Here is a 22,204-nt window from a genome sequence, read left to right on the forward strand (position 1 = left end):
CTCTAGGTTGTAGTTAGCCGCGCAGTTATTTCACTCAAATAAGCATTTTGTTCCAATAAATTAGCAAGAGGCGGAATCAAAATTTTAACCAAAGATACTGCTTCATCAGAGGAATTATATCCTCTACAAAAGATATTAGATGGTGCGTAATAAATACTACCATATTTTAGTTGCTGCTGTTCTTCTCCCACAGACATCATCAACTGACCATTTAGAATTATTCCCATTTGTTCGCTATCAGATTGCTGTATTGGGATTGTCCCTCCTGGCGGAATTTCAGTAATTGCAATCTCGAACCAAGAAGCAACTATAGATTGGCATGGAAAGCCAGTAATTTCATCTTTTTTAGGTGATACTGTGATAAATTCTTCGTCAGTTTTTTCCGATTTTAATGAATTTATGATCCGTTTTACATCGAATACAAGTGCTGTTTCTGGAAAAATATTTACAGAACCGTGAGGAATATAAGCATTGGCAACATAGGCTTGTTGCAGCGGTTCAATAATTTTTTTTATTCCGTTGACGTTCATTTCTAAACGGCCAGAAATTATCATACCCATCTGACTTTCTAGATGTTCATGTAGTGCAAAATTAGCTCCTGGAGCTAGATAGACTAATTGCAAAAGCGTGTCTTGACATTCATAAGCTATTAACTCTACGTCTGAATTAATTTTTGTGTTTTTGGGTGTTGGAAAAAATTTAGACATGACTTTCTGCTATTTTTTTATAAAAAATCGACCAGCTCATAGGAATTTTTCCATAAGTGGAAATAAACTCTAAATCATAAGCTTCTACAGCGTTTGCATTAGTAATAGCTAAATTAGCTAAACCCTGCTGTACTTGAATTGCCGCATCGCTAGTAGAAGGAGACAAATCAACCTGAATTTCTGATTGGTCTTGAGAGTTTGGTAAGAGTCTTGACAACAAAGGTAATGGTGCAGGATGGGTAACAATTCTAGCTCCTTTGAAAACTACCTCTGTATTTTTCTTCTTAGCCAATCCATAAACCGGAGTAGGATAGATAAAAATGAAACCTAAATCAAAATTGGGCTCCATATAAAACTCATTAATCAGGTGGTATGCATGAGGAACTAGAGCCAAATCTACCTTGTCTTGCAGCAAAGCTTTTTTGACATCTGGAAAGCTATCAAATAACTGAATTTTTCCAGTCAATTTTTCAGACTCTAATTGTTGGACTATATAGCTGGAAGCATAGTCACTACTAGTACCACTAGGGCCCAATGTGCCTATAGTCAAAGTTTTTGCAGGAGGAATAGGAGGTTGAAATTCAATCGAAAACTTCAGCATAGTTTGAACCAAGGTCGTATGGTAGAAAAAAGAAAGTTAAAATTAGTAATTTTTAAATATGTTCTGTGCCAAAGATTAATTTTTTATCTATATATTGAGATTTACTCTGACTTAAAATCAATGCAGTTAATACCAAAACTGTGCCAATCAAACCGCGTACTCCAAACTTTTCGCCGAGTAGCCAAAAGGAAAAAACGGACGTGAGTACCGGATCGAGGGTACACAATAGTGCCGCTTCAGTTGCTGAAATCCATTGCTGGCCTATTGTTTCTAACCAAATAGTACCAGCAGTCCCTACCAGACCGAGGTAGAGGATAATGCCATATTTATTGCTCAGAGTCTCAAATTGCCCGACCATCTCCGGCGCTGCCCAGACGGCGCTTAACACTGCTACAATCCACAGTTGGATTGCAGTCAGGGATAGAGTTGAGTGGCGTTGTGCCGTTCTCTGAAGTACCAGCATATAAACCCCGTAAATGCAGGTTTCGCCAAACAACAACAAGTCACCTATGCCTAGAGAGCCATTTTCCCAGGACATAATGCCGATACCTGTAAGGGCAAATCCGGCGGCGAGTAAAGTTTTAAGCACCAAGGGCTGACCGAATAACGCTGCCAACAGGGGTACAATGATCACATTTAGGCTGAAAATGAATCCTCCCCGGTTGGCATTGGCAGTTTCTAGCCCGATCGCTTGGAAGGCAAAGCAGGCGAAAAGTAGAAGTCCTAAAACTGTGCCATCACGTAATATGTGAGCGTTTAAGGAGCGCAAATACGGGGTAAATATCGCTGCTGCAACGCTGAAACGACTGGCGGTAAGTACAGATGGCGAAAAGTTAGTGACTGCATCTTTGGTCAGTGGAAAGGTCGTCGCCCATATTAGACTAACGATCGCGATCGCAATTATGCCCTGAATGTGGCGGGCATTTTGCGTGGATTGATTGCGGTCATCTAATTTCATGTTATGAATACCTAAACAGAATTAATTACACACCTTTCCCTGTTCCCTTTGACAGTAGTAAGCTAAAACACATTTAAATTGCACAATCATTCATTAGGGCTGTCATGCGTCATTAGTCAAAAGTATTTACAAAGGACGCATGACAAATGATTAATGACGGTCTTAGCTAGTAAATGTGCAACTTGGAAGTCCCTTAGCTTAGTTACAATGGTTTTCTTTGGCGACTGGTTATTGGCAACTTAATGCGGATAGCCTCCTGAAATTTAGCAACATCAAACTCGGCAATACTGAATACTCCAATTTTCTCGAACAGTCGCGATGAAACGCTATCTTGACAAATGTAGTTAACGCGAATGTCCTCATGCAACGATTCCAGAAGAAGTTGGGTGTTCGCTAGACGCGCCTCTTCAACAGCTTTGCTGTTAGTGTCGTGGGGGTTGAGGGTATGTCCGTAACTGCGAACGTGAAACCGACACTCCCTTGGCCCGGCGGGAACTAACGAAAAAGTTTGGACGTGTTCAGGAAATACGCTCAAAGAAAAAGGCATGGGGATTTCTTCTTGGGCTGACATCGAGCAGAAGGCTGAATAACACAGCGTTTCGGGCAAAGAATGGTTTTCAGACGCAAAATCTTGTAATTGCTGCTCACGCTCCCAAGAATGTCGAGCGATCGCTTTGGCGCAATCATAATATTGTCGCTCGATTGGGGTTAAGCTGGGTGAAGCCGGATCGCGCATGGGAATAATCATGCCGTTGATGCCTTCACAATCGCTCGACACTCCAAAGCGACGGGTTAAACCTTTGTGCATCATGGGAAAATGGTAATCTTCTAAGAAGTTTTCCCACAGCAGTTTGTAATCCACCTCTACATTAATGTCATACCTACCGACTCCACCAATGGGTTGCATATTTTCCAGTTGGTAGGGTTCTAATAAGCCGGGTAGATGCCAACTTTCAGCTAATCTTGAGCCTTCCCAAGTAAAGCGAATGAAAATAAATCCATAAAAAATGTCAATGTCGATGGGTTCTAAACCGTAATTGGGTAAACCAAATTGCGGATAGCTCCCACGTTGTATCACATCCTGAAGTTTGCCAGCAAATAATTCACCGCTTGCAGTGCGAATGACGTAGGCTCGTTCACCGACAATATCCAGCCAAGTGAAGTTACCCGGTTGGGGAACTTCGTTGATATGGCAAACAAATTGCCAGGTTGGTTTAATTAAATGCTCAACTTCCAAAGCAAACAATGCTGCATCGCCATAAATCCATATTGGCAATGCTTGTCTTCTTTGAGATGATTCGGAACACTCTATGCCATCAATATCAATTTTGGAGTACTCAATAAACTGCCTTTGCTCGTCACTACTGTTGTAAACTCGTTGAAGCACTTCATCTAGTTCTGGAGTTGACCCATCACTATCGATAGTCAGGATAGCTTGTTTGAGTTCCCCAATCAATGACTCCAACATTAATTGGTGGCGATCGCCTGTTCTTCCTTGGGTAATATCTGCAATTAGCTGCTTTAGCTGTGCTTCTAAATAACCAATTCTCAACCAGAGGCGGATTGGTTCTGGAAGTGTGGCTGTTTCACCATCTGCATAGCCTGGACTCACGGAATTAAGCAGATTGGTAATTTCTACCCCGATGTTTTGATGGTTCTCAGATTGTAATTCTTGCTTGAGATGACTATTTTCTGAAAGCTTGGCAAATACTCCTTGATTCTCCTCAATCTTGACCTCAAACTCTTGTAAACTGTAATTTCTCAGATCGAAATCAGCACCAAACTCTCCTCTATTTGCCCCTGGTGCATTCTTGCAGTGACCATCTATACCATAAGCCCATCCATGATAAGGACAAAGAGCCGGTTTATCTACACCTACACAACCATGGCCTTCAAAGACCGGTGCTTGGCGATGAGTACAGACATTGAGGAAAACGCGAATTGTTCCGTCTGATTGGCGTACAGCCACCAACGGTTCCTGAAAAATTTGAACAGTCACAAAATCTCCAGGCTGGGGAATTTCTGCAACGCGACAAATAAAATACCAGTTTTTCTCTAGTTCCGATATTTCAACAAAGATTGAACGAATGATTTTAGCAATAAAGTAATCATAAACAATTTTGATATTGAATTTTGTCTGATTTTGCTTGTTATATTCAGCAACTGCATTTACTAGATATTTATATACTGTTTCAACAGCATAATCACCCTTTGCTGATAATAAAATGCTAACGAAATTATTCCATGCTACTTCATCATTATTGGCAAAATTATTACCCAGAGCAGCAAAATAATATTGCTCTCGTCCAGCTTCCACGAAAAGTTGACACAGGTTCTTTTCTTCTACTAAAATCATTTCATGTTTTCCTAGTTTTCATCATATCCGCGAGCAACTTTCGACTTCTGGCAACAATATGGAATTTGTATAGCCTAATTCTTTCAACTTACTTAAAATTCTATTTGAGCTTTGGGCAATACTTTCTTGATTAGTTTTGCATTCAACATCAGGTTCAAGAGGTATTTCATATAAGTCGTCAATTCCAGTGAAATTTTTTATTTCGCCGGCTCTGGCTTTTTTGTACAAACCTTTGACATCTCGCTGTTCGCAAACTTCTAATGGTGCATTGACGTACACTTCAATAAAATCTCCAATCCGTTCTTTGACTTCTTCTCGGATTGCTCGATATGGCGAGATGACCGAAACCAGTACAATGATATTATTTCTAGTTAGCAATTGAGCTACAAAACCAATTCGCCGAATATTCTCGTCTCGATCTTCCTTGCTGAAAGTTAACCCCTTACTTAAGTTTTGACGAACTACATCGCCGTCAAGTACCTCAATTTGATATCCTTGCGATCGCAACTCTGTGTTCAAAAATTGGCAAATAGTGGTTTTGCCAGCACCACTCAAACCAGTTAACCATATTGTTACACCGCGCTGTTTTTCCACCATCTTAACCCTGACGCTTATACTAAACTGCTAGTCTAAAAAAGTGTGTTTAAAGCATTGTAGCTTGTGATGACTTGCGAATTGCTATTTTGATTATAACTAGACTTTTTTTATGCATTTAGTTTCGCTTGATCAAGAGATAGCTAATAACTAATAGTGGAAATAAATGAGCAATTGGTTATTAGCTATTAGCAATACTTAATATTAGTCTTCTAGAATCGGTTCGGGGATTACTGGTACTGGATGATCGAGACGATAAGCATTCCAAGGTTTGATAAAAGATTCTCGTTTCATTCCTGAAAATTTTCCTATCTGTTTATGAAATAAACTTTCATAAAAATCTAATTCTTTCTTTAAGTAATAAGGAGCTTTTTCTCCATAAACTTTCACAAACATTCTGTAGGTGTTATAATGTTTAGCTGCTACATCCTCTGAGTAAAACATCAAATCGTCTTCAATGTCATTTAGAACTTCTAAAGGCCACATCAGTCTTACTTCTTCATTTAATTCCTCTTCTGAGTAATTTAGTCCTAACATTTTGAGCAAAGTACAGTGGAGCACTCGATAATCGGAAGAACGTAACTCCGCCGCCTTTTTAATCATTCCATGAGTAACATGAGAGGTAGCTAATATCTGGGTTTCTAATTCAAAATATTCTCCCAACTTTTGCATATAAAATTCAACTTTACAATGCTTGAGATTATACTCTTCTAAAACAGCCAAAATCATTTCTTGCTTAGAATGCCAAGGAGAAACGTGCAGCTTATCGTAGCCTTCACCTTGAATTTTTTCGACTTCATCATCAGTTTGATAAACCAGAGCTTCAATAAAACCTAAGATGGGATAAAACCGAAAAAAGTCATTCATTGAGAGGTTATAAATTGGAAAATAATAAAGTACAAATTCTCTCAATACTCTGCTAGACCGACGCATACTTTGATAAGAGATGCAGGATATTTTGGAAGCAAGCTTATTAACTAAAATCCCTGTATCACGCGCGGTTGTGAGTGTTGCTTTCGAGATTGTCATAAACAAACAATGAATATGGTTGGTGTGGAAAAATTCAAACAATTGTCCTTTGTCCTTTGTCATCTGTCCTTTCAAATACAAATGACTAATGACTAATGACTAATGACAACTTCATTCAATTTCTGCTAGCAGTTCGTCCAACGCTTCTTGGCTGAAACCAACTTCAGGAAAATCTGAAGGAGTATAGCCTCCTGCTTCTGGGGATAAGCAGTGGTCAATAATAGCTTCTAAGACTTTCACATAGTTGTTAGCCAAATTTTCTACAGTAGCCTGGTGATGGAAAGCTTCGCTATATTTCCACTCCATCTGCAATCTACCTTCAATGACTAATCCATTTACATTCAACAAATGGCGGCGCTGTCCTTTGGAACTGTGAATAGAACCGCTAGACTCTTGAGCATATTTCCAACCAAGGGGTGCTAGGTGCGTTTGGTCGAATTGACCCAAGTAGTTGAAGCTCACTTGAGCTTGAGGGAGTAGCTCAAGTTGCTTGTGTATAGTTGCATCGTGGCTCAGATACCGCAGGATGCCATAGCCAATACCTCGGTTGGGGATGCGTCGCAGTTGCTCCTTGACCGACTTGAGAGCCTCTCCGGGATGGTGAAGACCTGCAAGTTTTAAGCAAACGGGGAATATACTGGTAAACCAGCCTACTGTGCGGGATAAGTCTACATCCTCAAACAAGTCCTCCCGTCCGTGGCCTTCTAATTCAATCAGTAGGGAGTCATAGCCTGTCCAGCCAACAAAACTTTGTACTAATGCGGTCAATAGCACATCGTTAATTTGGGTGTTGTAGGCGATCGGGACATCCTGCAATAGGGCGCGAGTCTGTTGTCTACTGAGGGATACAGAAACAATGCGACTTGAGCCGACGGTGTTTTCTGACTCAACAGCAGGAGAATCCAACGGTAAGGGAGTAACTGCAAAGGAGCTTGAGTGCAGCCAGTAATCTAGCTCTGAGTGTAGTTCGCGATCGCCTGCATAATCCTGCAATCGGATGGCCCAATCCTTAAAAGAAGTTGTTTTTGCAGGGAGTTGGATATTGTTACCACTATCTAACTGTTTGTATCCCTGAGATAAATCTTCTAGCAAAATCCGCCAGGAAATCCCATCTACAGCCAAGTGATGGATGACGATGAGCAAACGTCCTGGGGAAGATTTGCCGAAGTTAAATAAAACGACCCGCAGCAGTGGCCCATCTGCTAAGTTTAGCGATCGCTGTATTTCTTCTGCCTTTAACTCAATTGCTTTTGATTGTTCTGTTTGAGTCAGGTTGGATAAATCAGCAATCACTAACGATACTTCATCGCACACATCACTGTTGTACTGTTGCCATTGCGTTGCTTGCTGCACAAACCGCAGCCGTAAAGCATCGTGATGGTACACTAACTTTTGTATTGCTTGCTCTAGTAATTCCGGTTGGATATTTGGCGGAACTTCTAATAGGAAAGATTGGTTAAAGTGATGGGGTTCGGGTAAATTTCGCTCAAAGAACCAATGCTGAATCGGTGTTGATGGAACAATGCCTTTAACCAATCCTTGTTCTGCCCCCAAGGAGGTAGTTGTCGCCGCTACAGCAGCTAACTCAGCAATGTTTTGGTGCTGAAATAGCTGTTTGGGAGTTAATTTTAATCCAGCTTGATTAGCTCTGGAGACAATTTGGATTCCAATTAGGGAATCCCCACCCAATTCAAAAAAGTTGTCGTGAATACAAACTTGCTTCAATAATAAAACATCCTGCCAGATTTTCACCAAAACTTTTTCATGATGGGTACGAGGAAGGACAAAGCCAGTCGTGTCATTAAACTCAAACTTCGGTGCTGGTAAGGCGCGACGATCTACTTTTCCATTGGGCGTAATCGGCAAGGTGTCTAGAATTGTGAAGGATGCAGGCACCATATATTCAGGCAGTTTTTCCTTGAGGAACAGGCGCAATTCTTCTTGAGTGTTGTGCTGCTTGCCTTCTGGGACAACATAAGCCGCCAACCGCTTGAAATTGGGCTTGTCTTCCCTCGCAACGACAACGGCATCCCGGACATGGAGGTGTTGAGTCAGTGCTGTCTCTATTTCCCCCAACTCGATGCGGAAGCCACGGATTTTAACTTGGTTGTCAATGCGTCCCAGGTACTCGATTTTGCCATCTGGGAGGTAGCGTCCCAAATCACCAGTTTTGTAAAGACGTGCCTTTTCTTGAGGGCTAAAGGGGTTGGGGATGAATTTTGCTTGTGTCAACTCTGGGCGGTTAAGGTAGCCACGGGCGAGACTGGCTCCACTGACGTGCAATTCTCCTGATACACCAATGGGTACAGGCTGGAGATAGGGGTCTAAGATGTAGACTTGCGTGTTAGCGATCGCCCGACCAATATGAGGTGAAATATTGTGGTGCTGATCAGTAGCTACCACCCCAGAAGTTGTCACCACAGTATTTTCTGTGGGCCCATAATTATTTACCACCTGGAACGGAACCAAAGCTGATGGATATTTATGCAACTGATCCCCACCAGTTAGAATTGTTCGCACAGCTAGATTTTCAGTCCATTCTAGGGACAAAAACTCTTCTGTCAGGGGCGTTGGCAGAAAACTGATGGTAATTTGTTTTGATATCAGCCAATCTCGCAGTTCTATGGGTGAGTTAATTACCTCAGTTGCAACTAAGTATATGCTCGCTCCTGCTGTCAAGTAAGGCCACAATTCCCATGCTGCTGCATCAAATGCCATTCCTGCTAACTGAGTGGCTCGATCTAATGAAGTGATTTCAAAGGTTTGTTGATGCCAAAACACCAAATTTAGCAGTGCTTGATGGGCAACCACTACTCCCTTCGGCTGTCCGGTGGAACCAGAGGTATAAATTACGTAAGCGGAGTTAGTTGTTTGTACATTGCTGAGGCAATTGTCTCGACTCGACTGAGAAATAATCTGCCAATCTTGATCTAGACAGATAACTACTGCTCCATGCTCCGATAGCTGGGTAAGTAATCGCTGTTGTGTCAACAAAACCTTAACTTGCGAATCATTCAACACGAAGGCGATCCGCTCTGGGGGATATGTTGGATCGATAGGAACGTAAGCACCGCCTGCTTTGAGAATTGCTAGCAGCCCAATTACCATTTCAAGCGATCGCTCGACGCAAATCCCCACCAATACTTCTTCTTTGACTCCCAAGCTTTGCAGATAGTGCGCTAGTTGATTGGCGCGATCGTTCAACTCCCGGTATGTCAGAGACTCGTCCTCATACACCAGTGCGATCGCATGAGGTGTTTGTTCTACCTGTTCCTCAAAGACTTGATGGATACATTTAGTATCGGGATACGGTGTGTCAGTATCATTCCATTCCACTAGTAATTGATGACGTTCACCCTCAGTTAGTAATGGCAATGTACCTACCGATTCTTCAGGATTTGCCACAATTCCCGCTAATAATGTCTGGAAATGACCAGTCATGCGAGCGATTCTGTCTTCATCGAATAGGTCGGTGTTGTATTGCCAAAACCCTTGTAGGGAGTTTCCTTCGTCTGTATTTGTTTCCCACATTTGTAATGTGAGGTCAAATTTGGCGTTGACATTATCTAGATGTAGAGGTGCGATAGCTAATTCAGGCGTTTCTAATTCCTCTAATGGGGCATTCTGCAATGCAAACATCACCTGAAATAGAGGACTGTGGCTGAGACTGCGCTCTATTTGCAAAGCTTCAAGAATCTGCTCAAAGGGAACATCTTGGTTGGCGTAGGCATCCATGCAAGCAGACCGGACTTGCATTAGGAGCTTGGAGAAACTGGGATTACCTTCTAGTCGAGTTCGCATCACTAAGGTATTGACAAAAAAGCCAATTAACCCTTCTATATCTTGATGATTGCGGCTAGCGATCGGTGTTCCCAGTAGAATATCTGACTGACCACTGTAACGGAACAGTAAAGTAGCATAAGTTGCCATCAAGGTCATAAATAAGGTAGTTCCTGACTTCTGGCTGAGTTCTTTCAGCGATGTCGTCAGTTTTGCATCTAGCTGGAACGAAAAACACCAACCCCGGAAAGTTTGCACCGAAGGACGGGGCCTATCCGTAGGTAGTTCCAACAGAGGTGGTGCGCCTGCTAATTGTTGCGTCCAGTAATTGATTGGGGTTTGTAGTACTTTTCCTTGCAACCATTGGCGTTGCCAAATGGTAAAATCTGCGTATTGAATCGGTAATTCTGGAAGGGGAAAAGGCTCGCCAACCAAAAAGCCTCGATACAAACTCGACAATTCTTTAATGAATACTCCCATTGACCAGCCATCACCGATGATATGGTGCATGGTCAATAACAAAGCATAAGACTCCGACTTGAGTTGCACACTTTGCTGAGTCAACCAAATTTGAGAATCTTTCTCTCTTTCTCTGTGTTCTCCGTACCTCTGCGGTTCGTTATTTAACCTTACTAAAGTCACTCGCAGCAACAATCCTCTACTGAGATCAAAGGGTTGCAATTGATCCTGAGTCGCTAAAAGTTGCAATTGTTCTGACTGTTCTTGTCCTGACAATCGTTGCAAGTCTACAACCGAGAGTTTCATAGTTGCGTGGGGAGCAATTACCTGTACAGGCGTTCCCTCAACTGCACTAAAAGTAGTTCGTAGAACTTCGTGACGGCGGATAATCTCGTTGAGACTGCGTTCTAAAACTTCTATATCCAAACGCCCGTTCAGACGAACAGCCTTAAACATATTGTAAAAAGGGCTATCCGGCTCCAATTGTGCCAAAACCCATAGGCGTTGCTGGGCGAAAGAAAGCGGGAAAGTCTGAGATTCTGTTTGATTTCCCCGACGAACTGGAGTAATAGCACCGTTATTTCTTTGATATTTCAAAGACTCTGCTAACCGCCAAGTTACATCGCCTAAAAAGTCGCTGCTGTAGTACTGCTTCCAACTATCTGCGGTGCTAGGATTAATGCTCTGATGTTCGTGAAATTTCACATCCCCTACCATTCTAGATTGGGCATAGATCCCATCGGTCATGCGCTGCTTTTTCTCTTTGTAGGGTTGCAGCATATCAGGATGAAATTCCACCCCTAAAAATTGGCATAAGCCTTCAACACTAGTCTGTGGTTGGCTAACGATGTCTTCAAATTGGATTTGATACTGGCGTTCTTGAGGAACTTGTTGTAAAAATTCGAGAATATTTTGATGGCTAATTAGCCAAACGAGTTCAGCGAGTTCTCGCCGATTGAAGGGATGTTGATAGGGAAATGTTTGCTCTACTCTGGCTTCTTCATAAGAGCGCATCGTAGCTAGTGGATGACGCACAAGATGGATGTAGAGTGGGTTTTGGAAGTTGATTTCTGCCCGTTTGAGGGTTTCTACATCTATGGAGTAGGAGGGGGTTTTATCTACCAAGATTTTATCGCCCAGCCATTGCTGTATAAGTTGGTAAAACTGCTTGGTAGTGAGATTTTTCGCTTCTAATTCTTCCATAAGTGCGATCGCTTCTTCTGGAGAACACCCCCGAATTTGCATAATGGTGCGAATCGTCCCTTCCATCCAAAAGCTGTAACGTCCAGAAAATGCTGCTTTTCGTTCCCCAAGAGTATTAAACGTCAGCAGTTCTAATTCTGGAGGCGCGAACAACTGCGGATTTCCTCCTAAAATGACGCGGAGTAAGGTAGAACCGCTACGATGAGGTGAGAGGATAAAGATAGCTGGCGGGTTTTTGATTGCGTCATCATCGATTGGGGAAGCAATGGAGGGAATCAGCCCTCGCATTTGCAAAACTTTAGCTTCATCGATGCGCTCTTGTGGTAGTTCACTAATTGAACTTATTTCTTTACCAAGTAGTTTTGCTGCTGCTTGGGGGTAGTTTTCTTCTATGTACGCTGCTAGCCCATTAACTGTCTTAGTATCAAATAAAACAACAAAGTGAACAATTTCGTTTAATTGCGCTTGCAGTTTATTAATCAGAATCGCCCCTCGAATCGAATCCCCACCTAGTTCAAAGAAGTTATCATCAATACCCACTCTGTCAACTTTCAGTATTTCTGCAAACAGATGTGCGATCGCCTTTTCTATAGGAGTCCGAGGAGCAACAAATTCTATATCTAACTGAGGACGTTGGCGCTGTTGTCGGGATGCAATCTCTTTGAGAATAAGTTCGGGACTATATAGAGTTTGAGCGATGCGTTCAAAGAAGTCTGCGGCGGAGACTTCTTTGAACGAGTTATTAGATATAGATTTCGCTTCTTGATCGGGCTTGTTATCTACGATATATCTATCGGATATGAGTACTTTTTTAGCTTCTAAGGAGGCTGCTTCTACTAAGTTCCCATTAGACTCTTTATCTACGATATCCCCATCGGATATAAGTATGTAACTGCACTCAGATGCGGTTTGAGATGGAAACTCGAATAACCAACCCCCATCTTTTTCCTGCTGAAATTGTCTACCAACATTAGTTAAGAAATCCCTAGCTGGTTGATTCTTATTCGTAGGTGTATAGAAAAGCTCGACTCGTCCCAATCCCCTTTCTTGAGCCAGAGTTCCCAAATAGGACAGCATTTTATGTTCCACACCCCGACCAAGTACCCGACAACTCAGTAAAAATGTGTCTACGATTAGTGCATTTTCTTGAACTTCAAACAACAGCAGACCGACTAAGCCATAATCTCCAAAGCGGTCTTTGACTTTGACCGTTCGACACTGTAATTTTCCTGAATTACAAAGTTGTTGAATTTCAGCCTCAGACCGCCGGATTGTTGTGAGGTTAAATTGATTGGTGCGTTGGGTAAGTTGAGCAACCCGCGCCAGTTGCTCGCTTTCCATTGGGGAAATCTCAATTTCTAAGTCCAGTTGGGCGAGGAAATCAGTAAAGGAGAGAGAATCTTGCTGTAAACGCTGGCGCTGGACATTCTGTTGATAGAGATTAGTTCTTTGTTGGTCTTCTTGGGTGGTGTGGAGTTGGTCAAAAGCCCAAATATGCTGTAAAAACTGAGGGATGGAATCTTGATTTTCAGGAAGCTGGAGGGTCAAGACTTCTGGACAGTTGGCTCTAACTTCAGCACACTCAACTGGATTATCATCAATGAAAATAAAGCTATCTAAACCCAGTTGCAATTCAGCAGCTAAAGACTTCAGATTCTCCGATTTTGATCGCCAGTTAATCCGCCAATTGACCAGATGATGGCGCTTAAGCACCATATCTGGATGTTGGTCAAAAACTGCAAATACATCCTCTTGTTGATTCTTGCTACACAAACAAATCAACTTTCCTGCCGCTTGCTGCTCTATGATAAATTCTTGTAGCGATCGCAATGGTGGATCGATTTTCACTCCCGCAACTCCATCCTCACCACAAATACCATTCCATAATGTATGGTCGCAATCAAGGGCAATTACCTTGTAGGGATAGCTCTTTAAAGCAAAGATTTTCCGCGCCAGCATCGTCCCCAAGGCACAGAAAAAGGTTGGTGTATAGGGAATGTGTCCTAATTCATCACCGTAAGGATCGTAGTACTCCTTTACTGGGTAGGTACTGGTCAATTCTTGACTTTTTATCAGATATAGACCACGGACATTTTTGAGATCAGCTTCTAACAGATCTTGCATTCTTTCATGTAAAGTGTTGGATGCTGTATCACTAATTGGAGAGGGAGGACAGATACAGACCAAGTACGGATTTGGCGATCGCGTTGTTGCAGTTTTTAAAGCACTACCAAAATCTCTGACGGTTTGCTCTATTTGTGCTGCGTTTTGTCCAAATTGCTGTGATCCTGGGTTGTGCTTTTGGTTGAGGCGAGTAGCATAGATATTAAAGAGTCCTGATCCGTGTAGCAGAGATTCTTCATCGACGATAAATTGAAATCCTTTGTCTTCAAGCAGGCGCATGACGTGTTTAATTGTACTGCCTTCTTGGTCATGCACCTCCATGACTATTTGTTTAATTAATGACCAGTGATGGTCTTTAATTCCTTGGAGAATTGCTAACTCGCTTTTTTCAGCATCTAGTTTCAGTAAATCAATTTTTTCAATCTTGTATTCTTCGATAATTTCTGAAAGAGTTCGTAATTGAGCCTGATAAGTTTCTTGCTCTAGTCTATCTTTGAGAAATTCATCAGCTAGGCGCTCTAATGACTCTTGATCCAAGGAATTATCGCGTTGCAGCATATTAATGATGACTGAGCGAATAGCTTTTTCATCTTGCTCTGTATCAGCTGCAAAACTTGAGAAAACCGAGGAACGAGGATAAAAAGTGAAGGTTTCTTCTTTGCGTTCACCACCTAATCCGCAGTTGAAAAGATGGGTATTTTGACAGTAGAGCTTGGCGTTAGTCTGTAATTGATCAAAAGCATGAGGTGCAGGCTCAAATGCGTAAATAGTTCCTTTGGGAGATTTTTGCTGAGCAAATAAAGTGAAGAGGCCAATATTCGCTCCGACATCGATTATACAGTCGTCTTCATTGAAGACAATTCCATGCTTTAAATAGACGCGATCTACAAAAATTTCTTGGTATAGATACTCCGTTTCGTACTGGTTAAGGTGAGCGATTTCTAAGTGATTTGGTAAGCTGTGGCGTAAGCGATCGCCAAAAATTTGTTCTTTTAAATAATCCTCAACTGTCAATTGGAGACGATTCTTAGTTCCTTCCCAATCTTCAAACCTAACCAGAAGTACATTAACTCCATCTTGATTGTTAGCCAAAAAGCTAGCTGGATTGAGTAGTTCTTGAAATACCTGATTGTAAGGAGCAAACTCTATTAAGTAAGGGACTCCTATCTCTTTGAGCCAATACGACAAATAATCCTCAATTGGTTCACTTGTAAATGTAGCTGTAATAACAATTTTTTGTTTACAGATATCTTTAAAAAAATGTTGTGTAGTCATAAAATTTATTTAAACTAATTTATATATTTCTCATGAAATTAGCAAATTTACTGCTAAACAAAATAATATTTAGCTGGATAGTAAGCTACATAACTTATCTTTTCTTGACTGCCATCGTCAAATAAAATTTTTAAAATAGGTTTTCCCCATTACAATTATCAATTTTTGACTTAGAAAATCCTTATAAAACTCGTTCCTCAATAAACTAGCAAGATATTATCTGTATCTAAGACTTATTTGTTCTGTTTGTCTACTAATTTACACCCAAAAACAGCTAGATTGGCTGGGTTATTAGCGACCAATCCTCATCAATTACAGTATATAAACACTTGAAATTAGAGGAAATCACAACACGATAATTATCAAAATAAGTTTGACTAGCAATAGTTTTTAGCGCTGAATTGGTGATTGTAAAACCTCTACATAACTTGCGAAAATTTCAATATTATGTTTTTTATTTTTCAATCTTGTTTCTAAAGAATATGGAACTTTGCTGTTCGATATCGTAGCACGTTAAGAAAATTTATTTGATATTCTTTTCAATATGGGTAGCTTCACAATCTTGCTTGAAATTATTTTTTTTTGCGTGATAAATTTTGTCCAATAAATAATCTCAGTTTTCTCAGAAAAACGCAATAGCAGTTAAGACAGTTAAGCAGACAGTTAAGACAGTTAAGACAGTTAAGACAATTAATAAAGAATAATCACCAGACAACTGTAACTTTTTTGCAACTAGAGAAGCAGGTTAATATCAAGTCCGCTTAATTACTCATAATTCAAAATTCCCCGCGTTCCCGTGTCAGCCTTAACTATAAGTATTCAACCGGACATAACATAACGCTCTTCCATCACTCTGTCCACAGGAAAAAACAATAATCCTTGCTACACAAGACTTTCATTTCAAACAGATGATTCTAGCCATAATCTTAGAAAATAAAGCTCGAAACCCCGTTTCTGTACCTTATTAGGACTTACGCAACTGGCACACAAGGCTTCTGGTATAAGAGTCAAGGGTCAAGGGGAGCCACTGCGCCCTTGCGGCTCTGCCGACTTGAAGCAAGTGGCGTTCAAGAATCAAGGTTTTTTGGACTTTTGACCTTTGACTCTGGACAACCTCTGGCGTTAAAAATATGACACTTGCGTAAGTCCTGCTTATTTAAAAGTTGGCTGAGATTTTTCTTTGATCAGAGTGATGGAAGAGCGTTAACTAATCATCTTCTGCAATGCAACTTGCAAATCCTTTGTCAAATCGCTCATAGCTTGTCTAACTGCGTGGCGATCGCCTTGAGAACTTGCTAAGCGCTCAGTAACTGAAATTGGCTCACCCACCGTAATTTGCGCCTCTTTCCAACCTAACCGAGGTCGCCCCGGAAGTGTTGTATCCTTAATTCGAGAGAGCATATCAAACATCAGTAACGCTATTTCTGCAAACCTTTCTGCGGTTGATTGTTCTTGAATATAGGTGGCTGTAACTGCTACAAAACTCTCCACTAAGCGCATGTGTCGCATCCGCAAGTCTGCTTCTTCAGCAATCCAGTCTGCAAGTCCACGTTTTAAGGGTGATAAAGTATTGATATCTGCTAAATCTTCTCGGTAAATATAATTCCAGCCAGCTTCTTCCAAACGGCGACAACGGTCAATAAAAGTTCCCTGTGACTGGAGTCCAAAATATTCCTCGGCTACTTGTAAAGCTATATTCATTAAATGGTGCAGTCGGTCAATCAGTATCTGATTAGAATTGGTAGATTCATCAGTTGAGATAGTTTTGGGGATGTCTTGATGATAGAAGCGGCGATAAAACTCTTCCATCTCGGTAATCAGATATTCAGCCAGCCGACAGATGCGTTCATAGTATATTTGTTCTTGATCGCCCTGAGCAATTTCTTGAATTGGTAAGCCGCTATCAGTTTCCAATTTACTCAATAGCCAATCCAGTTTTGACCAAGGTGGCTCAGCGTAGCGATACTGGATGGCGATCGGCACAATCACAACAGTCTCAGAACGATTGGCTTTTTGCAAGTCTTCTACACACCAGAAACCCATTTGGGAAACACCAGGTTCCAAAGGGCTAACAATGCTACTAAGACCATTAGTACCTCCTTCGGGTGCAACTGCGATCGGGAATTTGCCATTAGCAAACAACTCCCGTGCTGTTTGGATGGCTTTTCGGTCTAGTCTTCTACCACGACGAACTGGAACACCCCCGATTCGAGAGAACAATTTACCGAGCCAGTCCCCAGCCCAGAGCGTCATACCTCGGTCATAAAGGAAGTAGCTGTGAACTCGGTATTTTAGCTTGATACCTTGCTGACGAGCAACCTTTGGCACAATGCGGGAAAGCAGATATAGCATACAAAGGGGATCTTCCACCTCTGGATGGCGAAATGCGATCAAAAAACGAATTTTGCCTGACTGGAATTGTTGATACAGTTCGGCTAATACTTCAGTATTTTTGGCTTCAATATTGACGATACCAGCAGGTAGCCAGGGTCGAGTCCGAAACCGGAGCAAAATCGGCAGTAACCACTGAGTAATCTGGAGTATGAGTCGGTTAAAACGTAGGGGAATAAATCTCAGTGGTGGTTGAGTAGAGTGAATCGATCTAGGCAAGTCGCTCTCCAGATTGTGTTTCTAGCGATTGTACAATATGGGGTCTTTCGCTGTGCGATCGCTTAGTTGTAATTTTTAGGAAAATTGCGTAACAGATACCAAAATACCCCTGCATTCACTAAAAAAATGGCTAATTTTATCAGAGATATACCCTGGATTAACTCATAGATTTCTGGCGGAATGCTGATTCCAACAAGGCATAATACTAAAATATGTGCCCAGGGCTTTTCGTACCATAAACCAATCGCTTCAATAGTGGTAACAATAGCATAAATACCTGCACTTAAGCTGCTGAAGGCAAGGGTTTTAGGCTTTAAGTTGATAATTTTATCTAAAAGCCAATCAATAATTCTTGCTTTCCCTTCTAAGACATAATTCTGAGAAAAATTATCTAGAATTTGATAGTTATTTAATGCCAAGAATAAAGCTATGGAAGTAACCGTAAATAGTAAAGCAACTAATACTTTGTAGATAATAATCGCTACTAACCCAAGTGGACGCTTTTTCAAATCGCCTCCTCCGTAGATGTGACTACAAATTTTGATTAACTGGTTCTTTATTATGGTAACTAAGAGGATGTTTGAAAAGTCCGTTTTCATGTATCCTGGCGATTAGAAATCGCGCGTCACTTGCTACAAGTTTGCCAGATGTACTGGCTTATTAACTTTCTCAGTATAAAAAAGTCGGGCTTTTACACATACTATTAAGCCTATAATTACAACCATCTGAGGGTATACATTAAAAATGTATCTCTGAAGACATTTTATACTGGGATTATTTACTACTTTAGATTGATATTTATATAGTCATCTATCATTTAACATCTGATTCAAAAGGGCTGAGTTATGTTAGCCATAATTCTAGTAAACAATTAAGAGCTTTTACTGTAATTATAAAGTCAACGAATATTGATATTTACGTTAAAACACGTAAATAAATAGTTAATAAAAAACAATATTAGCTAACTAAATTTATGTCCTTTTCTCAAAGATATATAAAACTTAGCACAGGCTTCTTTTCAGTAAAGACATTCATTGTAAGCATTTTCAGGCTGATTCAATGATAACTTTGTACTATTTTATTACTATCAACATCCTAATTTTTTCTGATGATTGAAAGAAAAATACTTCAATCACAGACTATTTTTAGTAAAAATAAATACACCGTATTATTTGTGGGGTTAAGTATTTTATAGTTCAGTATAATTACGGCTATATTTTTTTATTGTTTTGTTGTTTATTAAAAAATACTTCCAATCACCGAGTTTTCCGTTAGTTACCAAGTACTGTTAAACACCACATTACCTACCAAGTAATGTGATTACTGGACTAGATCAAGCATTGTGACAGTTAGGCTTACAGGAAATTAAAAATTTCACATAAGAGGTGTTAAAAATGACTGAATTGCTCGATTTTGGCAAGAGAATAAAGCCAGAAGCAACCCAATTGCTGCTATTTGCAGAAAATATTGACAGCTTTTGGGACAAAGAAATTAGACCTTTATTTACAGATGAGTCTCTATCCTTCAGAGTCAAAACTCGTAACGGAAACAACATCAAGTACGTCAACTTGGATAATGGAGCGACAACCACTCCCTTTACAACCCTCAAACAGCACGTAGATGATATGCTTGACACCTATGGCAGCGTGCATCGAGGCTCTGGGCAAAAGTCTATTATTACTACGCGAGAATATGATGCAAGCCGAGACGTGATTCGGGATTTTGTCGGCTCATCCTCACAGAACTATGTAATCTTTGCCAAGAATACCACAGAAGCAATTAATGGAGCTGCTACACTGTGGGCAAAAAAACCTGGCAAAATCTTAGTTTCTGATATTGAGCATTCATCAAACCTTCTACCTTGGGTAACTAGAGACGAAATTGTTCAGTACAGAACTCAACCAGACGGAAGTGTGAGTGTTGCTGAAATTGAAGATATTTTCAAAGCGCACAAAAATCGCCCCGAAGCAGAGCAAATCAAGTTACTGACTATTACAGGTGCTTCAACCATTACAGGTTACAAACCACCTATTTACGAAATTGCCGCTTTAGCACATCGGTATGGAGCTAAGATGTTTGCTGACGTATGTCAGTTAATCCAGCATGAGCGGGTAGATATGCGTGCAGATGATGACCCATGTCATTTGGATTTTGTAGCTTTTTCTGGACATAAAATGTATGCCCCTTATGGAACAGGGGTTTTGCTGGGGCCGAAGGAGTTTTTTGATAGCTCTTATCCTTATCAAATCGGCGGTGGAAACTTGCCGTATATTACCAGAAACCTAGAGATCAAGCGCTTTTATACAGAACGGGCACATGACCCCGGAACACCAAATGCAATGGGTGCGATCGCTATTGCCAAGGCAATTAAAATTATAGAGGCACTTGGACGCGATCGCATTGCTGAATACGAACACTCTCTAGTTGAATTTACATTCACACGGCTGCGGCTGATTCCTGGTGTGAAAGTACACATCTCAGGAGATAATTTAGCTCATGTCATACCCTTCGACATTAATGGGTTTGACGGACGTTTAGTAGCAGAGATTCTGGCCCAAGAATATGGAATTGGAGTTCGAGCCGGGGCTTTCTGCACTTATGAATACATTCGCAAACTCAAAAATGTTTCGGACGAGCAAGACTGCGAGATTGCTAAGGAAGTAGAAAGCGGAATTACGCGTAACATTCCTACCATTATTCGGGCAAGCTTTGCTGTGTATAATACATTGGAAGATTGCGATCGGTTCCTTGACGCGATTTCGGAAATAGCTCGAAATGGACTTGATCACTATTTGCCTTCCTACAAACAAGATCAAACAACTGGCGTTTGGGCTGCAATAGACGATTAGTCTCATCTGTTCTTGACGCTAAAACTGATATTTGTTGATCCTCTCAGGTAGCAGAGGCAAACTTTAAACACCTTTGCTACCTGAGAATATTTAATTACAAGGGGGTAATAGCTTGAGAGATGAAAACCTCTTTGACCAGGAAGATTACCTACAAGCACGGGTTGATGAATACATTTGGCAAAAAAGCTCAGATGCAGGTATTTCGCGCCAGCGGTTTTTGCAAATACTAGCCACTATGGTTGGCGCAACAGCCATTGGAGGATTGGCTAGACCTGCACCTGCTCACAGCCAGACGAGCACATCAAGTCTGTCAAATCCCTCTGCTACTGTCAAAGCCAAAAGCAGTAAGATACTTAAGCCATTGCCACCAGGATATATCTCTCATAGCAAAGGCACATTAGAGATGAACTGGGAAGCGATGTATGAACGTGGGTACATAGTACCAAATGATTGGTTTTACGTTCATAATCGCAATACGCCTCCTCCTTTCGACCCATCTACTTGGCGTTTGCAGATTCAAGGAACTGGCATTTCCACACCGTGCGAATTCTCTTACGATGAAATCATTACTATGCCATCCATATCAGTCACTTGCGCTATTGAGTGTGCTGCTAATGGTCGGCGCTTCTTTGAAGACGCTTATAACAAGCCACTCTCTGGAACGCGGTGGCGGCTTGGCGCTATTGGTGTCGCTGAGTGGACTGGTGTACCACTGAGCATATTGTTTGAGCGAGCTGGATTGAAATCAACTGCAACAGACGTACTAGTTGAAGGCGGAGATTTAGATTCGCTGGATTCAAAGCAATCCAAGTTTAGTAGTGTAGTTCCGATTTCAAAGGCACTAGCAGATAATTCGCTCCTCGTCTATGCAATGAATGGGGAACCATTACCTCCAGACCACGGTCAGCCATGCCGTGCTTTATTTCCTGGTTGGGGAGGAAATGCTAACGTTAAATGGATTGAACGAATTGAGGTTTCTGAAACACCAATATACACCCAATGGGTGCTAGAGCAGATGGTGCTAGTTGGTGCAGATTACCCAGCTATTTCTCCATACAAAGGTAAATTAATTAAGTACCAAAATGTTAAAAGCGCCTTTGAGTTAGCTTGGCCAGCTACACTTGTTGCTAAACCTTACTTACTGCGCGGACGTTCTTGGTCTGGAAAAGGGAAGATTGTACGTGTGGAAGTCAGCCTAGATGGTGGTAAAATCTGGCAATTTGCACGATTGAGAGAACCTAATTTTCCATTTGCATGGGTACGTTGGGACATTGAATGGAACCCAATTCCTGGAGAGTATTCTCTCCAAGCTCGTGCTACTGACAATTTAGGTAACACACAGCCGATTACAGTTCCGTGGAATGATTTTGGATTGCTCTACGGAGGTGTTGTTAGCCATCCAGTAACTGTACAAGGTTAACAAGCTAAATCTCTGGTTCGTAATCAGCGATTTATTGCTCTATAGGATTCATATTTGATTTTGGAAAAAACTGCGTATACCTCTAACTCCCTTTTTTGCTGTTCCCTATTTCCTATTCTCCATTCCCCATCTCTACGAGTCAGTTCACGAATCAAATCAGATTACTCTATAGGAATCATATTTGATTTTTGAAAAAAATTCAGTACATCTTTATTACTTCTTCCCCATGCCCCATGCCC

The 22,204-nt window shown here is 41.2% G+C and carries 11 protein-coding genes; 2 read left to right on the forward strand and 9 right to left on the reverse strand.

Annotation, left to right across the window (positions count from 1 at the left end; genetic code table 11):
* Positions 1–2: 2 nt before the first annotated feature.
* The 9 genes from IQ246_RS11870 to IQ246_RS11925 form a co-directional block, all read right to left on the reverse strand.
* On the reverse strand, positions 3–707 hold the full coding sequence (locus IQ246_RS11870; protein WP_194003212.1) for a cupin domain-containing protein: 705 nt from the start codon (positions 705–707) through the stop codon (positions 3–5).
* Positions 700–1,308, reverse strand: a complete 609-nt coding sequence (locus IQ246_RS11875) for a LysR family transcriptional regulator (protein ID WP_194003214.1) — start codon at positions 1,306–1,308, stop codon at positions 700–702. Before IQ246_RS11875 ends, IQ246_RS11870 begins: the two co-directional genes overlap by 8 nt.
* A gap of 52 nt (positions 1,309–1,360) precedes the next feature.
* A complete protein-coding gene (locus IQ246_RS11880; RefSeq protein WP_194003216.1) occupies positions 1,361–2,266 on the reverse strand; it encodes a DMT family transporter in 906 nt (301 codons plus the stop codon).
* Positions 2,267–2,468: 202 nt separating this feature from the next.
* The gene (locus tag IQ246_RS11885; protein WP_194003218.1) at positions 2,469–4,622 is read right to left on the reverse strand and encodes a Rieske 2Fe-2S domain-containing protein; all 2,154 of its coding nucleotides are present in this window, start codon (positions 4,620–4,622) and stop codon (positions 2,469–2,471) included.
* A 21-nt stretch (positions 4,623–4,643) separates the two neighbouring features.
* Complete coding sequence (gene cysC / locus IQ246_RS11890) at positions 4,644–5,219, reverse strand: adenylyl-sulfate kinase (protein ID WP_194003220.1); 576 nt, start codon at positions 5,217–5,219, stop codon at positions 4,644–4,646.
* A gap of 201 nt (positions 5,220–5,420) precedes the next feature.
* The gene (locus IQ246_RS11895) at positions 5,421–6,083 is read right to left on the reverse strand and encodes a hypothetical protein (protein WP_194003222.1); all 663 of its coding nucleotides are present in this window, start codon (positions 6,081–6,083) and stop codon (positions 5,421–5,423) included.
* Positions 6,084–6,356: 273 nt separating this feature from the next.
* Entirely contained in the window at positions 6,357–15,086 is an 8,730-nt protein-coding gene (locus IQ246_RS30335) for a non-ribosomal peptide synthetase (RefSeq protein WP_244142002.1), read from the reverse strand.
* Between the two features lie 1,203 nt (positions 15,087–16,289).
* Complete coding sequence (locus tag IQ246_RS11920; RefSeq protein WP_194003224.1) at positions 16,290–17,696, reverse strand: 1-acyl-sn-glycerol-3-phosphate acyltransferase; 1,407 nt, start codon at positions 17,694–17,696, stop codon at positions 16,290–16,292.
* A gap of 62 nt (positions 17,697–17,758) precedes the next feature.
* Entirely contained in the window at positions 17,759–18,205 is a 447-nt protein-coding gene (locus IQ246_RS11925) for a DUF2127 domain-containing protein (RefSeq protein WP_244142003.1), read from the reverse strand.
* A gap of 885 nt (positions 18,206–19,090) precedes the next feature.
* Between IQ246_RS11925 and IQ246_RS11930 the strand changes: the two genes are divergently transcribed.
* Together IQ246_RS11930 and IQ246_RS11935 are read left to right on the forward strand one after the other, a co-directional pair.
* The gene (locus tag IQ246_RS11930) at positions 19,091–20,545 is read left to right on the forward strand and encodes an aminotransferase class V-fold PLP-dependent enzyme (protein ID WP_194003228.1); all 1,455 of its coding nucleotides are present in this window, start codon (positions 19,091–19,093) and stop codon (positions 20,543–20,545) included.
* Between the two features lie 112 nt (positions 20,546–20,657).
* On the forward strand, positions 20,658–21,965 hold the full coding sequence (locus tag IQ246_RS11935) for a sulfite oxidase (protein WP_194003230.1): 1,308 nt from the start codon (positions 20,658–20,660) through the stop codon (positions 21,963–21,965).
* Positions 21,966–22,204 lie beyond the last annotated feature (239 nt).

Origin of the sequence: aff. Roholtiella sp. LEGE 12411 (assembly GCF_015206995.1) — a bacterium.
Taxonomy (GTDB): Bacteria; Cyanobacteriota; Cyanobacteriia; order Cyanobacteriales; family Nostocaceae; genus Komarekiella.